This is a genomic window from Actinoplanes auranticolor, from assembly GCF_018332655.1.
GTDB lineage: Bacteria > Actinomycetota > Actinomycetes > Mycobacteriales > Micromonosporaceae > Actinoplanes > Actinoplanes auranticolor.
This window is the reverse complement of the sequence record NZ_BOQL01000032.1, coordinates 1-13,426: the sequence shown is the minus strand read 5'-3', so window position 1 is coordinate 13,426 and position 13,426 is coordinate 1. Positions and strand designations below refer to the sequence as shown.

The following is a 13,426-nucleotide window of genomic DNA, read 5'->3' as shown; positions in this document are numbered from 1 at the left end:
CTGATCGTGTCGAGCGGAGCGGGCCGGCTCATCGGTCCCAGGTCCGGTGGCCGTGCCGTACTTTCGGCGTCAGCGCCCGGCCACCCGGTGCGTCTCGTACGCCCAGATCACGATCTCCACCCGGTTCCGGGCGCCGAGCTTGTTCATCAGGCTGGTGACGTGGGTCTTCACCGTGCTGAGGGTGATGTGCAGCTCGGCGGCGATCTCGGCGTTGGTCCGGCCGCGCGCCACCGCGCCCAGGACCTGCTCCTCGCGGTCGGTCAGCGGATCGACGGGCTGCGTCGCCGCCGCGGGTCCCGAGTTGGCGAAGGTCCGCAGCAGGCGCGCGGTGATGCTCGGCGCGATCAACGCCTCCCCGTCGGCGGCGGCGTGCACGGCCTGGGCCAGCATCGCCGTCCCGGCGTCCTTGAGCAGGAAGCCGCGGGCCCCGGCGCGCAGCGCGGCGTACACGTACTCGTCGAGGTCGAAGGTCGTGATGACGACGACCGCGAGCGGATCGGCGACGTCCGGCCCGGCCAGCGCCCGGGTCGCCGCGATGCCGTCGACACCGGGCATCCGGATGTCGAACAGGCACACGTCGGGCCGCAGGTGCCGGGCCAGTTCGACCGCCCGTCGGCCGTTCGCGGCCTGGCCGATCACCTCGATGCCCGGCTGCGAGTTGAGGATCATCGTGAGCCCGGTCCGGACGATCTCCTGGTCGTCGGCGACGACCACCCGGATGCTCACGCCGGCGCCGCGCGGGGCAGCACCGCGGTGACGGTCCAGCCGCCGGCCGGGTCGGGGCCGGCCGTACAGGTGCCGCCCAGCAGCTCGGCGCGCTCGATCATGCCGATCAGGCCGTATCCGGGGGCGTTCCGGCGGCGCGGGCGGGTCTGCCCGTCGTCGCTGACCCGCAGCCGTACCGAGGTGGGATCGGCGCTGACCCGGACCTCGATCCGCTTCGCGTGCCGGGCGTGCCGGCGGGCGTTGGTGACCGACTCCTGGGCCAGCCGGAAGACGGCCGCACCGACCGGCGACGGCACGCCGGTGAGATCGCCGGTGATCCCCACGTCGACCGGCGGGCCGGACCGGGAGCCGTCCGCGAGCGTCGCCAGGTCGGCGAGGCGGGGTCCGGGGTCGCGACCGGCCGGCCGGTCGTGCCGCAGCACCCGCACCATGCTGCGCATCTCGGCCAGCGCCAGGGACGCCTCGGCCTCGATGATCCGCAGGGCGTCCGTGGCGGCGGCCGGGTCGCCCGGCGCGGTGGCCAGGCCGGCCTGGGCCCGGATGGCCATCGCGGACACGTGGTGCGCCACGGTGTCGTGCAGGTCCCGGGCCAGTCGTTCGCGTTCGAGCAGCGCGACCTGCTCCAGCTCGCGCCGGCGGGCCCGGGCCCGGTACCGCGCGGCCAGGCCGAGGGCCACGGTCGCGGAGATGACGGCGGGACCGGCGACCAGGTCGGCCGGGGCGAGTTGCCCGAAGGCCGCGGCGAGCACGCCCTTGGCGAGCACGACGGCCAGCCCGAGCACGGCCTCACGGCCGGACCCCCAGCGCAGCAGGGCGTAGAGCAGGATCAGCACGAAGGCGACCGTGTACATCTCCTGGGCCGGGATGATCCCGCTGACCCCGAAGCCGATCGCCACCATCAGCAGCGGGCGGGTCCGGCGCCACAGCAGGGTCGGCACCAGCGCGACCACCACAACGACCGACACGACCCGCCACGGCATCCCGGGACGCAGCAGTCCCTCGAGCACGGCGAGCGGCACGAGCACGCCGACCAGCGCCCAGTCCCGCCACACCCGCGCCGGCGGGTGCGGGGAACGGGGCTCGTCCCGGATCGAGCGCAGCAGTTCGAACACGTGCTGATCGTACGGATGGGTCACCGCCGCCAGATCGTCCCAAAGTACGAGGGGCTCAGGGCACGATGACCTGGACGCCGGCCGGGGCGCCGCCGTCCATGGCGGCCAGGGCCGCCGGGGCGCCGGCCAGCGCGAGCTCGCCGGTGACCAGCTCGCCGGGGCGCAGTGCGCCCGTCTCCACCAGCGACAACATCTCCGGGTACGCGTGCGCCGGCATCCCGTGGCTGCCCAGGATCTCCAGCTCGTGCGCGACGACCAGCTCCATCGGCACCGCCGGCCGTCCGGTCACCGCCGGCAGCAGTCCCACCTGCACGTGCCGCCCCCGCCGGCGCAGCCCCTCGATCGAAGCTGTGAGGGTGACCTGGCTGCCCAGCGCGTCGAGGGAGACGTGCGCGCCGCCGCCGGTGATCTCCCGGACCGCCGCGACGGCCGGTGTCGTCGCGTCGACCGTGGCGGTCGCGCCGAACCGCCGGGCCAGGGCCAGCGCCCCGGCCGACACGTCGACGGCGACCACCCGGGCCCCCGCTGACACGGCGATCATCACCGCGGACAGCCCGACGCCGCCGCATCCGTGCACGGCGACCCACTCGCCGGGACGGACCCGGCCCTGGGTCACCACCGCGCGGAACGCCGTGGCGAACCGGCAGCCCAGCGTGGCCGCCGCGGCGAAGCCGATCCCGTCGCTCAGGCGCACGAGATTGGTCTCGGCGTGCGGCACGACGACCAGCTCGGCGAACGAGCCCCAGTAGGTGAAGCCCGGCTGCTCCTGCCGGTGGCAGACCTGCTGGTCGCCGGCGAGGCAGGCCGGGCACGTCCCGCACGCGCAGACGAAGGGCGCGGTGACGCGGTCGCCGGCCCGCCAGCCCCGGACACCCGCACCCACGGCGGCGATCTCGCCGGCGAACTCGTGACCCGGCACGTGCGGCAGCCGGATGTCGGTGTCGTGGCCGCGCCAGCCGTGCCAGTCGCTGCGGCACAGCCCGGTCGCGCGGACGGCGACGACGACCCCGCCCTCGGGTGGCTCGGGGTCACGGACGTCGCGCAGCTCGGGCAGCTCACCGAACCGGTCGTAGATCACCGCACGCATGACCTCATCGTCGCAGCCGGCCGTACGACTCCAGCGTGCGGAGCGCCTCCACGGTGACCCGGCCACGCCAGGCCAGCCGGGCCGCGGTGCTCGGCGGGTCCCAGGTGAGCGGCCAGCCACCGTCGGGCTGCTGGGCCCGCAGCAGGTGGTCGAGGTGGCCGTCGAGCTGGGCGTCGGTGAACAGCGGCCGCCAGGGTGAGTCCGCGGCCGGGGCGAAGTGCAGCGGGGTCAGGCCGTAGCCCTCGGCCTCGGGGTCGAGGTGGAACATCGGGGTGGTCATCAGGCGCTCGGTCAGGGCGGGCGCCAGCTTGTCCGCCCGGTCCCGGTCGGGCACGTGGGCCAGGAAGCCGAAGACCTCCAGCAGGGCGTGCGCGTCGTCGGGCGGGTTCTCCTCCAGCGCCTGCCAGCAGTAGCGGGTGGCCGCGTCACGCCACGGGTGGGTGACGTCGAGCTCGTACAGCAGGCCGGCCAGACCGGCGGTCGGGTTCAGCCCGGGAACGTAGGTCCAGTCCGTCATGTGCTCGGCGCGGGGATAGTCCTCGATGACCGGCGCGGCCAGGGACACCGCGCCGTCGACGGCGACGCTGTCGAGGAAGCCGGCCGCCCGGCGCAGCATCTCCGCATCGGTGGCCCGGGCGGCGACCAGCGTCTGCAGGGCGATCTCGACGTCCAGGGGCAGGCTGGCCGGGCCGCACTTGTCCGGCTCGAGCCCGTGGCCGAAACCGCCGTCCTCGTTCTGGTAACCCCGCAGGGCGTCGACGACCCCGCTCGCCGGTGCCCCGTGGAAGAGCGTGTCGAACAGGCGTTGCTCCAGCAGCCGGGCCTCGGCCCGGACGAACCGCTCGGCGGCGGCGAAGACATCATCCATGGCCGCAGCGTAGGAGCCCGGCGGCGGCACCGTCTTGAAGAAATCGGACGCGCCCCGGTCAGTGGTACTTCAGCTCACCGGCGGTGATCGCGGTGGTCAGCCTGTTCTCCGGGGGCGCGAGGGGGCAGAGCCACTGGTCGTCGTACGCGCAGCTCGGGTTGTAGAGGTAGTTGAGGTCCAGCAGGACGCGGGTGCGGGACACCATCTCCAGGCCGCGGCCGTGGGTGCCCTTCACCGTGTCGGTCAGGTAGCGCCCGCCGCCGTACGACTGGGGGCCGCAGGTCGCGTCGCGGACCGGCAGGAACAGGCCGCCGCCGTACGCGGCCAGCCACCACAGCGACAGCTCGCCCCACGGGGTGTCCAGGATGCCCACCCGGTCGTAGTGGCAGACGCCGTCCGGGCCACCCGTGTCGATGTCGATCCCGCCCGGTGCCGGGCGCAACTCCACCTCGGCGCGGAACTGCTCGCTCGGCGGGAAGTAGGACAGACCCTCGAAGTCGCCGGTGCTCGGGATCGGTGACTGGGGGTGGTACGCGAACAGCTCGTCACGCCGGGCGCGGAAGTCGGAGAGATCGGTCGCGGTCAGATAGATCCGGGCCACCGCCGCGCGGTAGTCGGCGAGTTCGAGTGCCTGCACGCGGACCACCGTATCCCGCCCCCCTTGAGTGGATCTCGTGGTTCGGCCGCCACCCGCTACCTGCGCCGCACGTTCACCGCCCGACCGGCCCTTACGCCGATGCCCAGCTGGTGCCGACCGGCGACGACACCGTCGACGTCTGGTTCAACGACACGTACCTCGCCGGCTCCCCACGCGCCGCCGACTCCTGGAAGACCGCCCGCTACGTCGACCTGGCCGCCGCCCTCGGGCCCGGCCGCAACACCCTGACGATCGCCGCGCGCAACACGACTGCGGGTCCGGCCGGCGTCCTCGGCCGGGTCCGGGTCGCCACCGCGCAGAGCACTGTCGACCTGGTCACAACGCGGCCGAAGAGCATCATCCAGCCCAGACCCGGCGTCTTCATCGCCGACCTCGGGCAGAACTTCGCCGGCTGGAACACCTTCACAGCTCAGGCCGGATAACTCGTTGCCTCGGTTGCTTTGAGGCTGGCCCAGACCTCCCGGCCGGGCTCGAGTCCCAGCTGCACGGCGGCCGCCGGCGTCACGTCGGCGGCCACCGTGACGGCCCCGGTCAGCTCGATGCGCAGCGCGTCCCCGTGCCGGGAGACGGCCGCCACGGTCGCCCGCCAGGTGTTGCGGGGACTCCCGTCGGGGCGTGCCGCGTACAGGGCGACCGCGGCGGGCGGAAAGGCCACGAACACGTCGCCGTGCTGCGGGGTGGCGGTGGTCAGGGCGAAGTCGTCGGTGATCCGGACCAGCTCGCCGTCCGCCCGGCCGCGGTAGAGATTGAGCCCCACCAGGCGGGCCACGTAGTCGGTGCGCGGCCGCGACGTGATCGCGGCCGCGTCGCCGGTCTGCACCACCCGGCCGTGCTCCAGGATGACGAGCCGGTCGGCGAGCATCATCGCGTCCAGCGGGTCGTGGGTGACCAGCACGGTCGGCCCGGCGTGCCCGGCCAGGTGGCCGCGCAGGTGGGCCCGGGTGTCGAGCCGGGTCCGGGCGTCCAGCGCGGCGAGCGGCTCGTCGAGCAGCAGCAGGCGCGGTCCGGTGGCGAGCGCCCGGGCCAGGGCCACCCGCTGCGCCTGGCCACCGGAGAGCTGCCGCGGCTTCTTGCCGGTGTGCTCGGCGAGCCCGACCCGGCCCAGCAGCTCGGCGGCGTCAGCGCGGGCCCGCGCTCGCGGCACGCCCCGGCAGCGTGGTCCGAAGGCGACGTTCTCCACTGCGGACAGATGGGGGAACAGCAGATAGTCCTGGAAGACCACGCCGATGTGCCGGTGCTCGGGCGCGGTGAACAGCTTGCCCGCCGGGTCGTCCAGGCGTTCCCCGTCGAGCTCGATGTGTCCGTCGTCCAGGGGGACGAGCCCGGCCAGGGCCCGCAATGCGGTGGTCTTGCCGGCGCCGTTCGGGCCGAGCAGCGCCACCACCTCACCGGCCTCCGCGCGCAGCACGGCGTCCAGCGTGAAGCCGTCGCGCCGGACGACCAGCCGCGCGTCCAGGCTCACGAGGTCCCCAGCCAGCGGTCGCGGAGCCCGGCCAGGATCACCACGCTGACCACGAGCAGCACCAGGCTGAGCACGATCGCCGCGTCCAGATCCTGTTCCAGGGCCAGATAAACGGCCAGCGGCATGGTCTGGGTGCGCCCGGGAAAATTGCCGGCGAAGGTGATGGTGGCCCCGAACTCACCCAGCGCCCGCGCCCAGCACAGCACCGCCCCGGCCGCCACGCCCGGCCCGATCAGCGGCAGCGTGACCCGCCGGAACGCCGTCCACCGGCTCGCCCCCAGCGTCGCCGCGGCCTCCTCGAACCGCGGGTCCGCCCCCCGCAACGCCCCCTCGACGCTGATGACCAGGAACGGCATCGCCACGAAAGCCTCGGCCACCACCACGCCGGTGGTGGTGAACGGCAGGCTGAAACCGAACGTGGCGTCCAGCCACCCGCCGACCAGCCCGCGCCGGCCGAAGACCAGCAGCAGTGCGACGCCGCCGACCACCGGCGGCAGCACCAGCGGCACGGTCACCAGCGCGCGGACCAGCCGGCGGCCGGGGAACCGGGCCCGGGCCAGCAACCAGGCCAGCGGTACGCCCAGCAGCAGGCACACCACGGTCGCCAGGGTCGCGGTGAGCAGGGACAGCCGCAGCGCCGCCAGCACGCCGGGCTCGGTGAGCCGCTGCGGCAGGGTCGTCCACGGCGCCCGGATCAGCAGCCCGGCCAGCGGCAGCACGAGGAACGCCAGCCCGGCGATCGCGGGGATCGCCAGGGCCAGCGGCGCTCGGGACGGTGACCGGCTCAGGGCTGCTGGAACCCTGCGTCGGTGAGGATGCGCTGCGCCTCGGGGGTGCGGATGAAGGTGAGGAAGGCAGCGGCGCCGGCCGGGTTGGGCCCGTCCTCGAGCGCGACGATCGGGTAGTCGTTGACCGCCCCGGCCGATTCGGGGAACTCGACGCCGTCCACGTCAGCCGCGGCCGCCTTCGCGTCCGTGCGGTAGACCAGCGCCGCGTCCACCTCGCCGAGCTTCACCTTGGCCAGCGCGGCCTTGACGTCCTGCTCCAGCGTCACCGGCGTGAGGCGTACGCCGGCTGCGGACAACGCCTTCCCGGCGGCCGTGCCGCACGGCACCTGCTCGGCGCAGAGGGCCACCTTGATGCCGGAGCCGGCCAGGGCGGCGAGCGTGGCGAGGCCCTTCGGGTTGCCCTTGGGCACCGCGATGACGAGCTGGTTGCGCGCGAAGGTGACCGGGGTGCCGGTGGCGGCGCCCGCGTCCGTGACCGTCTTCATCGTGGTGGGGCTGGCCGCGGCGAACACGTCGGCCGGGGCGCCCGCGATGATCTGCTGGGCCAGGCCGGCGCTGCCACCGAACGAGAAGCTCACCTCGGCGGACGGGTTGACCTGCTCGAACCTCGTACCGATGGCGGTGAAGGACTCGGTCAGCGAGGCCGCCGCCAGCACCGTCACCGGTCCGGCGGCGCCGCTGCCGGGACCGGCCGGACCGGACGAGCCGCCACCGATCGGCTCGTCCGCGGCCGGGGAGCTGCACCCCGTCATGGCCAGGAGCGCGGCGACCGCGACTGCTGCCAGTCGTCGTGCCCTCATGCGTCATCCCCTCTTTCCACGACCACGGTCGTGGACTTGATCACCGCGGTCGCCGGAGAGCCGACCTCCAGGCCCAGGTCGTCGACGGCCTCCCGGCTCATCAGCGACACCAGCCGGAACGGCCCGGCCTGGATGTCGACCTGGGCCATCACCGCGTCCCGGGTGATCGCCGTGACGATGCCGCGCAGCCGGTTGCGGGCCGAGGAGCGCCGGGATCCGGTGCCGGGCTCGTCGGCCAGCGAACGCGCGAACGCCGCCAGATCCGCGCCGGCGACCGTGCGGTGCCCGTGGGCGTCCCGCCGGGCCGCCAGCCGGCCGGCGTCGATCCAGCGCCGCACGGTGTCCACGCTGACGCCCAGCAGCTCGGCCGCCTCACCGATCCGGTACGTCGTCACGACCGCCAGCCTAGGCCGCAGATGCCAGGTCGTCGACGCCTTCAGCCTGGCATCTGCGTCACTTCAGGTCGCGCAGTTCCCCTTCGAGCAGCACCGTCAGGTAGTCGTGCCGTTCCCTGCCGACCGGGATGCCGCGGCTCGGGCCCTCGGCCAGCATCAGCGTGTACAGGTGGACGCGGTACAGCGCGAGCCGGGTCCGGGCCGCGTCGTCGAGCACCAGGCCGGTGGCGGCGGTGTACCCGCGCAGGAACGGATGCTCCGGCTCCTCCTCGATGCGGTGGAACAGCGCCGGTGACACCAGGTCCAGCAGCGGATCGCCCCAGAGGAAGCGTTCGCCGTCGACGAGCCCGGTCAGCCGGCCTTCGGCGGCCAGCACGTTGCCGTCCCAGAGATCGAAGTGCAGCAACGCGGGCCGGGTGACCCGGGCCAGGTTCGCGTGGTGCCGGGCGGCGAGCGCGTCGATCCCCGGTGGCAGCGGCACCGCCCAGTCGGCGGCGTCGGCGAGCAGATCGGCGATGATCGCGCCGTACGCGGCGGGCCAGTCCACACCGGCCGCCCGGTCACCGGTGTAGCCGAAGTGCGGCCCGGTGATCCGGTGCAGGCCGGCGATCGCGGTGCCGAGCTGCTCGCGTACCCCTGCCGTCCCGGATGTCCCGCCGCCGTCGGCCGGCTCGCTCAGGCTGCGGCCCGGCAGCATCGTCGTGACGATCCAGTCGTCCGCGACATGCAACACCTCCGGTACGGGCACCCCCGGAGCCCCGGCGCGGACGGTACGGAAGTACGCCGCCTCGGCCGCGATGAGGTCACGCTCGTACCGCAGCAGCCGGGCGCCGGGCGGGGGGCCGATCTTGACCACCACGTCGCGCCCGTCGGTCAGGCGGGCCCGCCACACGGCCGCGAAGCCGCCACCGGACAATTCCCCGACATCACTGACATTCACTCCGAAAACTCCGCTGAGCAGACCGTCGATCGCGGAAAAGTCGAGATTGCGTTGGGTCGGACTGCGCATGCCGCATTGTGCATCTCTCGTGGTTGGGAAAACCTTGGGGTCCACGAAGGATCCAAGCCCGATCGATGGTGGGTCGGACGCCCGGAAGGGTACACACGCTTGCATGACCGTCAGTGACGAACGGCCGGGGTTGGCGGACCTCGGCCGGGACATCACCTCAGGTGACAACGCCGTTCCCCCGGCAACCCGCCCGGTGCCCCTGGCACCGCCGGTCGGCGTGGACGACCTCCCGCGATATCTGCATGCCCTGCGCCGGCTCGCCGACGCGGACGACCTCGCGGCGGCCCATTCCGGCTGCACCCTCGCGATCGACGTGGCCGGCCGGCACGGCTCGGCCGCCGGCCTCGCCATGGCCTACTCACAGCGCAGCTCGGTGGCCCGGCGGCTGGGCCGGCTGGCCGACGCCGCCCGCGACGCCGACGCGTCGGCGGAACTGCTCGCGGTGTCGGGCACCGATCCGGCCGGTCCGGCCGGTTCGCTGGTGCTGTCCCGCCGCTTGGCGGTCCTGCTCGACCTCGGCGACGTCGCCCTGGCGGACAGCCTGCTGACCGCGGCCGGGCTGGACGGCGACCTGCCGGACGATCCCGAGTTCCTGCTGTTGCGCTATGTGCGCGGCCGGCTGCACACCGCGGCCGAGCGGCCCGGCGAAGGGCTGGCCGACCTGTACAAGTGCGGCGAGCGGCTGGCCGTACGGCGTTCCGACCATCCCGGCGTGCTGCCGTGGCGCTCGGCGGCGGCGTCCGTCCTCGTCGGACTCGGCGCCCGGGAGGCGGCCGAGCGGCTCGTCGCCGAGGAGGTCACGCTGACCCGGCGGCACGGGCTGGCCTCGGCCCTGGGCCGGGCCCTGCGGATCCAGGGCCAGGTCCGGCCGGGCACCGCGGGGATGGCCGCCGCCGAGGAGGCGATCCGGGTGCTGCGGGGCACGCCGCGGCGCTTCGAGCTGGCGACGGCCCTGGTCGACCACGGCGCTCTGCTGAACGCGGCCCGCCGCCGGCCGCAGGCCCGCCGGGTGCTGCGCGACGGGCTGGAGCTGGCCCAGGAATGCGGCTCGCCGGCTCTGGTCGCCCGGGCCCGGGCCCTGTTCGCGGGGCGGAACCATCCGTAGGGCCCGTCAGCCCTCTCCTGCGGTGCCGGCGGTCAGGTGATGTCGCGGCGCATGGGGAGGACGATGGCGATCAGGGACGCCGCAAGTGCGTACCCGGTGAGCAGCAGCGCGCCGGCGGCCGGTGGCAGCAGCCGGACGGCGGTGCTGCCGACCTCCTGCGACATGGCGTCGGCGAGATAGGTGAAGTCGGTGAGGGCGGCCGTGGCCCCGCCGGGCAGGACCGGGTAGAGCGCATTGACGCCGGGGATCATCATCAGCAGCGGCTCGCCCAGGTACAGATAGCCGATCACGACGCACACGGCCACGACCTGGTTGCGGAGCAGGGCACCCACGCCGACCCCGATCAGCAGGTAGACGACCATGGCGAGGCCGATCCGCGCGAGCAGCGCGAGCACATCACCGGCCGGCAGGCCGAGCGAGATGCCACGGACGGCGGCGACGGTGAACAGAGCCGTGGCCGCAGTGCCGGCGAGGACCAGCCCGTAGGCCAGCCCGGCGACGCCGTAGGTGGTCAGCTTGGCGACGAGCACCTGCCATCGGCGGGGTGCGAACAGGAACGTCACGGCGGCGGTGCGGTGCCGGTACTCGGACGTGACGGCGAGTGCGCCGACGGCAGCCGGCACGAACGCGGTGTAGCCCAGCATGCCGAGGATGGCGCGCAGGCCGGCCTCGGTGTCCAGGCCGGGCATGGGCGGATCGAAGTTCTCCGGCCCGACCAGGGCCATGGCGCCCATCAGCCCGCCGCCGAACAGGACTGCGGCCAGCAGCAGTCCGGCCCCCACGCGGGTGGCGAACAGCCGGCGGAACTCGGCCTTGATCAGGTGGTGCATCAGCTGGCCGTCCTTTCGGTGGTCAGGTGCAGGAAGAGTTGTTCGAGGCTGGTGGTCTCGGTGACCAGTTCGTGCACCGGCACCTGGTGCGCGGCGGCGAGGTCGGCGACGCCGGCTGCGTCCAGTCCATGGACGCGCAGCCGGCCGTCGCCGGTGGCGTCGACCCGCGGCGGGTCGCCGTCCGGCCGGCTGCCCCGGAGGACGGCGGCCAGCCGGTCGGCGTCCGGGGAGAGCACCAGGACCGCCGGTGGTCCGGCGAGCCGCGACCAGGGCCCGGCGGCGACGAGCTCACCGCGCCGGATCACCACCACGTCGTCCACGAGCTGCTGGATCTCGCTGAGGACGTGGCTGGAGACGAGGACTGTACGTCCCTCGCCGGCCAGCCGGCGCAGGAACCCGCGCAGCCACAGCATGCCTTCGGGGTCGAGGCCGTTGCTCGGCTCGTCCAGCAGCAGGACCCGCGGATCGCCGAGCAGCGCGGTGGCGAGGTTGAGCCGCTGTCGCATGCCGGTGGAGAAGGTGCCGGTGCGGCGGTCGGCAGCCTCGGTGAGGCCGAGCAGGCTGAGCAGGTCATCGGCCCGGCTGTCCGGGTAGCCGCCCATCGCGGCGTACACGCGCAGGTGGTCCCGGGCGGTGTGGCCGGGGTGGAAAGCGCTGGCGTCGAACACCGCGCCGACGGTCCGCGACGGGTTGCGCAGCTGACCGTACGGCCGGCCGGCGATGGTGGCGGTGCCGGAGGTCGGCGTGACGAGGCCGGTCAGCATGCGCATCGTGGTGGTCTTGCCGGCGCCGTTCGGACCCAGGAAACCGGTGACCACACCCGGTTCGACGGTGAAGGTCAGATCACGTACGGCGGTCACCGTGCCGTACCGCTTGGTCAGGTGGGAGACCTCGATCGCCGGGCGGTCGTCGGTTGCCGTGACTGAGGCCATCAGTCACTCCCTTCGTTGGTCGGCTTCGGTGGCGTCGGCTGCTCGGCCGGCAGCAGGATGGTGGCGAGCAGGCGGGGCACCCTGCCGTCGCCGGGCTCGTGGCTGAGCAGGGGCCCGATGATCCGGTTGAGGTCGGCGGCGAACTGCCCCAGCTCCGCGTCGGTCAGGTGGAGCACGATCTGCTGGTATCCGGCCCCGTCCGCGGCGAAGTCGATCCGCTCGCGGGCGAGGTAGCGGGAGAACTCGGAAAGCAGGCTGGACATGAATGCGGTGAAGTACCGGGCGTGGTCCTCGGGCGTCGCCGTGGCGAGAGCCGCCGCGTCCAACGTCGCGCCATGAGCGGGCAGGGCGTAGACCCGTTCGACGGCGCCGCGAATCCGGCGTTGCTCCACCACCTCGATCAGGCCGGCTTTGACCAGCGTGGCGAGATGCCGGTAGAGCGTGGCGTGCGGGATGTCCGGGAGCAGCGCCACGAGGTCGTGCGTCGTCAACCGGGTGCCGGCGACGGCGCGGAGGATGCGGATGCGCACGGGGTGCAGTGCCAGGTCGGCCCAGCGTTCCCTCGGCATCTCCATGAGGCCGAATGGTATCAGTATCGATATTGATAACGTTAGAGCGGTAAGGGTAGCCTTAGCTTTCCTGGTGACCCCGTACCGATCGGACCGGTCTTTTGACGACGACATCGCGCGCCGCCGCACCGACCCTGCGCCCCGCCGCCGAGCCCTACCGGCCGTTCGCCCTGCGGGTGGCTAGGGCGGTCCGGCTGAGCACCACCTTCCTGCGGGTCACGCTCACCGGTGAGTCCCTGGCCGAGTTCGCCGGCCACGGGCTCGACCAGCGCATCAACCTGCTGCTCCTGCCGCCGGACGCCGATCACGAGGAGTTCGCCCGCCGCCCGGACTGGCTGGCCGCCTGGCGTTGCGGTCCGCCGGAATCCTGGGCTCCGCTGCGCGTCTACACGGTGCGGGCGTTCCGGCCGGGCGCCCTCGAGGTGGACGTGGACTTCGCGCTGCACGGGGACAGCGGCCCGGCGTCGCGCTGGGCGTCGGCGGCCCGGCCCGGCGACAAGGTGGTGATGGTCGGCGCCACGCACGGCCACCCGGTCACGGACGTCGCCTGGCGCCCGCCGGCGAGCGCCACCCGGCTGCTCCTGGCCGCCGACGAGACGGCGCTGCCGGCTGCCGCTGCCATCCTCGAGAGCCTGGACCGCCCGGCGACGGCGTTCCTGGAGGTGCCCTCGCGCGACGACCGCCTGCCGATCGGCGGCCCGGCCGACATCACCTGGCTGGTCCGCGAGGCCGGGCAGCGGCTGGAGCCGGTGGTCCGGGCCCACCTGGACCTCGCGGCGCCGTACGGGAAGCCCGCCGCCGTGGATGCCGCCGAGGACGACGTCTGGGACGTGCCGGAGGAAGCGACGGGCGCCTTCTACGCGTGGCTGGCCGGTGAGGCGGGCACGGTGGTGGCGCTGCGCCGGCACCTGGTCGGCGAGCGGGGTGTGGACCGCGCCTCGGTCGCCTTCATGGGCTACTGGAAACGCGGCCGCGCCCAGCGCAACTAGGGCCTAAGGCGCGTTTCATAAGTCGGGCTGGCCGGTGGAAGTCACGGCGTGGCGGTGATCGATAACTGAAGAGGCCTCCGGTATCTGGTTCTGCGA

16 protein-coding genes are annotated in these 13,426 nt (G+C 73.8%); 3 read left to right on the top strand and 13 right to left on the bottom strand.

Annotated features, from left to right (window positions below; translation table 11 throughout):
• Window positions 1–69 precede the first annotated feature (69 nt).
• The 5 genes from Aau02nite_RS20770 to Aau02nite_RS20750 are packed head-to-tail and all read right to left on the bottom strand — an operon-like array spanning window position 70 to window position 4,430.
• The gene (locus tag Aau02nite_RS20770) at window positions 70–726 is read right to left on the bottom strand and encodes a response regulator (protein WP_212990188.1); all 657 of its coding nucleotides are present in this window, start codon (window positions 724–726) and stop codon (window positions 70–72) included.
• On the bottom strand, window positions 723–1,838 hold the full coding sequence (locus tag Aau02nite_RS20765; RefSeq protein WP_246595312.1) for a sensor histidine kinase: 1,116 nt from the start codon (window positions 1,836–1,838) through the stop codon (window positions 723–725). Before Aau02nite_RS20765 ends, Aau02nite_RS20770 begins: the two co-directional genes overlap by 4 nt.
• Before the next feature lie 55 nt (window positions 1,839–1,893).
• Window positions 1,894–2,925, bottom strand: a complete 1,032-nt coding sequence (locus tag Aau02nite_RS20760; protein ID WP_212990187.1) for a zinc-dependent alcohol dehydrogenase family protein — start codon at window positions 2,923–2,925, stop codon at window positions 1,894–1,896.
• A 4-nt stretch (window positions 2,926–2,929) separates the two neighbouring features.
• Complete coding sequence (locus Aau02nite_RS20755; protein ID WP_212990186.1) at window positions 2,930–3,793, bottom strand: hypothetical protein; 864 nt, start codon at window positions 3,791–3,793, stop codon at window positions 2,930–2,932.
• Between the two features lie 58 nt (window positions 3,794–3,851).
• Window positions 3,852–4,430, bottom strand: coding sequence for a DUF1684 domain-containing protein (locus tag Aau02nite_RS20750; RefSeq protein WP_212990185.1), 579 nt, complete (start codon window positions 4,428–4,430; stop codon window positions 3,852–3,854).
• A gap of 110 nt (window positions 4,431–4,540) precedes the next feature.
• Between Aau02nite_RS20750 and Aau02nite_RS20745 the strand changes: the two genes are divergently transcribed.
• A complete protein-coding gene (locus tag Aau02nite_RS20745; protein ID WP_212990184.1) occupies window positions 4,541–4,873 on the top strand; it encodes a hypothetical protein in 333 nt (110 codons plus the stop codon).
• Here Aau02nite_RS20745 and Aau02nite_RS20740 read toward each other — a convergent pair.
• The 5 genes from Aau02nite_RS20740 to Aau02nite_RS20720 are packed head-to-tail and all read right to left on the bottom strand — an operon-like array spanning window position 4,861 to window position 8,905.
• Window positions 4,861–5,913 carry an ABC transporter ATP-binding protein gene (locus tag Aau02nite_RS20740; protein ID WP_212990183.1) on the bottom strand — a complete coding sequence of 351 codons (1,053 nt, stop codon included), beginning with the start codon at window positions 5,911–5,913 and terminating at the stop codon, window positions 4,861–4,863. The genes Aau02nite_RS20745 and Aau02nite_RS20740 overlap by 13 nt on opposite strands.
• Window positions 5,910–6,701: an ABC transporter permease gene (locus tag Aau02nite_RS20735; protein ID WP_212990276.1), complete on the bottom strand. Its 792-nt coding sequence runs from the start codon at window positions 6,699–6,701 to the stop codon at window positions 5,910–5,912. Before Aau02nite_RS20735 ends, Aau02nite_RS20740 begins: the two co-directional genes overlap by 4 nt.
• A complete protein-coding gene (modA, locus tag Aau02nite_RS20730; RefSeq protein WP_212990182.1) occupies window positions 6,698–7,501 on the bottom strand; it encodes a molybdate ABC transporter substrate-binding protein in 804 nt (267 codons plus the stop codon). Before modA ends, Aau02nite_RS20735 begins: the two co-directional genes overlap by 4 nt.
• Entirely contained in the window at window positions 7,498–7,896 is a 399-nt protein-coding gene (locus Aau02nite_RS20725) for a TOBE domain-containing protein (RefSeq protein WP_212990181.1), read from the bottom strand. The genes modA and Aau02nite_RS20725 overlap by 4 nt, the downstream gene beginning before the upstream one ends.
• A gap of 58 nt (window positions 7,897–7,954) precedes the next feature.
• Window positions 7,955–8,905, bottom strand: a complete 951-nt coding sequence (locus tag Aau02nite_RS20720; RefSeq protein WP_212990180.1) for a phosphotransferase family protein — start codon at window positions 8,903–8,905, stop codon at window positions 7,955–7,957.
• Between the two features lie 103 nt (window positions 8,906–9,008).
• Between Aau02nite_RS20720 and Aau02nite_RS20715 the strand changes: the two genes are divergently transcribed.
• The gene (locus Aau02nite_RS20715) at window positions 9,009–10,010 is read left to right on the top strand and encodes a hypothetical protein (RefSeq protein WP_212990179.1); all 1,002 of its coding nucleotides are present in this window, start codon (window positions 9,009–9,011) and stop codon (window positions 10,008–10,010) included.
• 32 nt (window positions 10,011–10,042) lie between these two features.
• Here the strand turns inward: Aau02nite_RS20715 and Aau02nite_RS20710 are convergent, their stop codons facing one another.
• Genes Aau02nite_RS20710 through Aau02nite_RS20700 form a run of 3 tightly spaced genes read right to left on the bottom strand, consistent with a single transcriptional unit; the run spans window position 10,043 to window position 12,347 of the window.
• Complete coding sequence (locus Aau02nite_RS20710) at window positions 10,043–10,840, bottom strand: ABC transporter permease (protein ID WP_212990178.1); 798 nt, start codon at window positions 10,838–10,840, stop codon at window positions 10,043–10,045.
• Window positions 10,840–11,772 carry an ABC transporter ATP-binding protein gene (locus Aau02nite_RS20705; protein WP_212990177.1) on the bottom strand — a complete coding sequence of 311 codons (933 nt, stop codon included), beginning with the start codon at window positions 11,770–11,772 and terminating at the stop codon, window positions 10,840–10,842. Before Aau02nite_RS20705 ends, Aau02nite_RS20710 begins: the two co-directional genes overlap by 1 nt.
• On the bottom strand, window positions 11,772–12,347 hold the full coding sequence (locus Aau02nite_RS20700; RefSeq protein WP_246595311.1) for a helix-turn-helix domain-containing protein: 576 nt from the start codon (window positions 12,345–12,347) through the stop codon (window positions 11,772–11,774). The genes Aau02nite_RS20705 and Aau02nite_RS20700 overlap by 1 nt, the downstream gene beginning before the upstream one ends.
• 95 nt (window positions 12,348–12,442) lie before the next feature.
• On the opposite strand from Aau02nite_RS20700, the gene Aau02nite_RS20695 reads away from it, so the two are divergent.
• Window positions 12,443–13,330, top strand: coding sequence for a siderophore-interacting protein (locus tag Aau02nite_RS20695; RefSeq protein WP_212990176.1), 888 nt, complete (start codon window positions 12,443–12,445; stop codon window positions 13,328–13,330).
• Window positions 13,331–13,426: the final 96 nt, after the last annotated feature.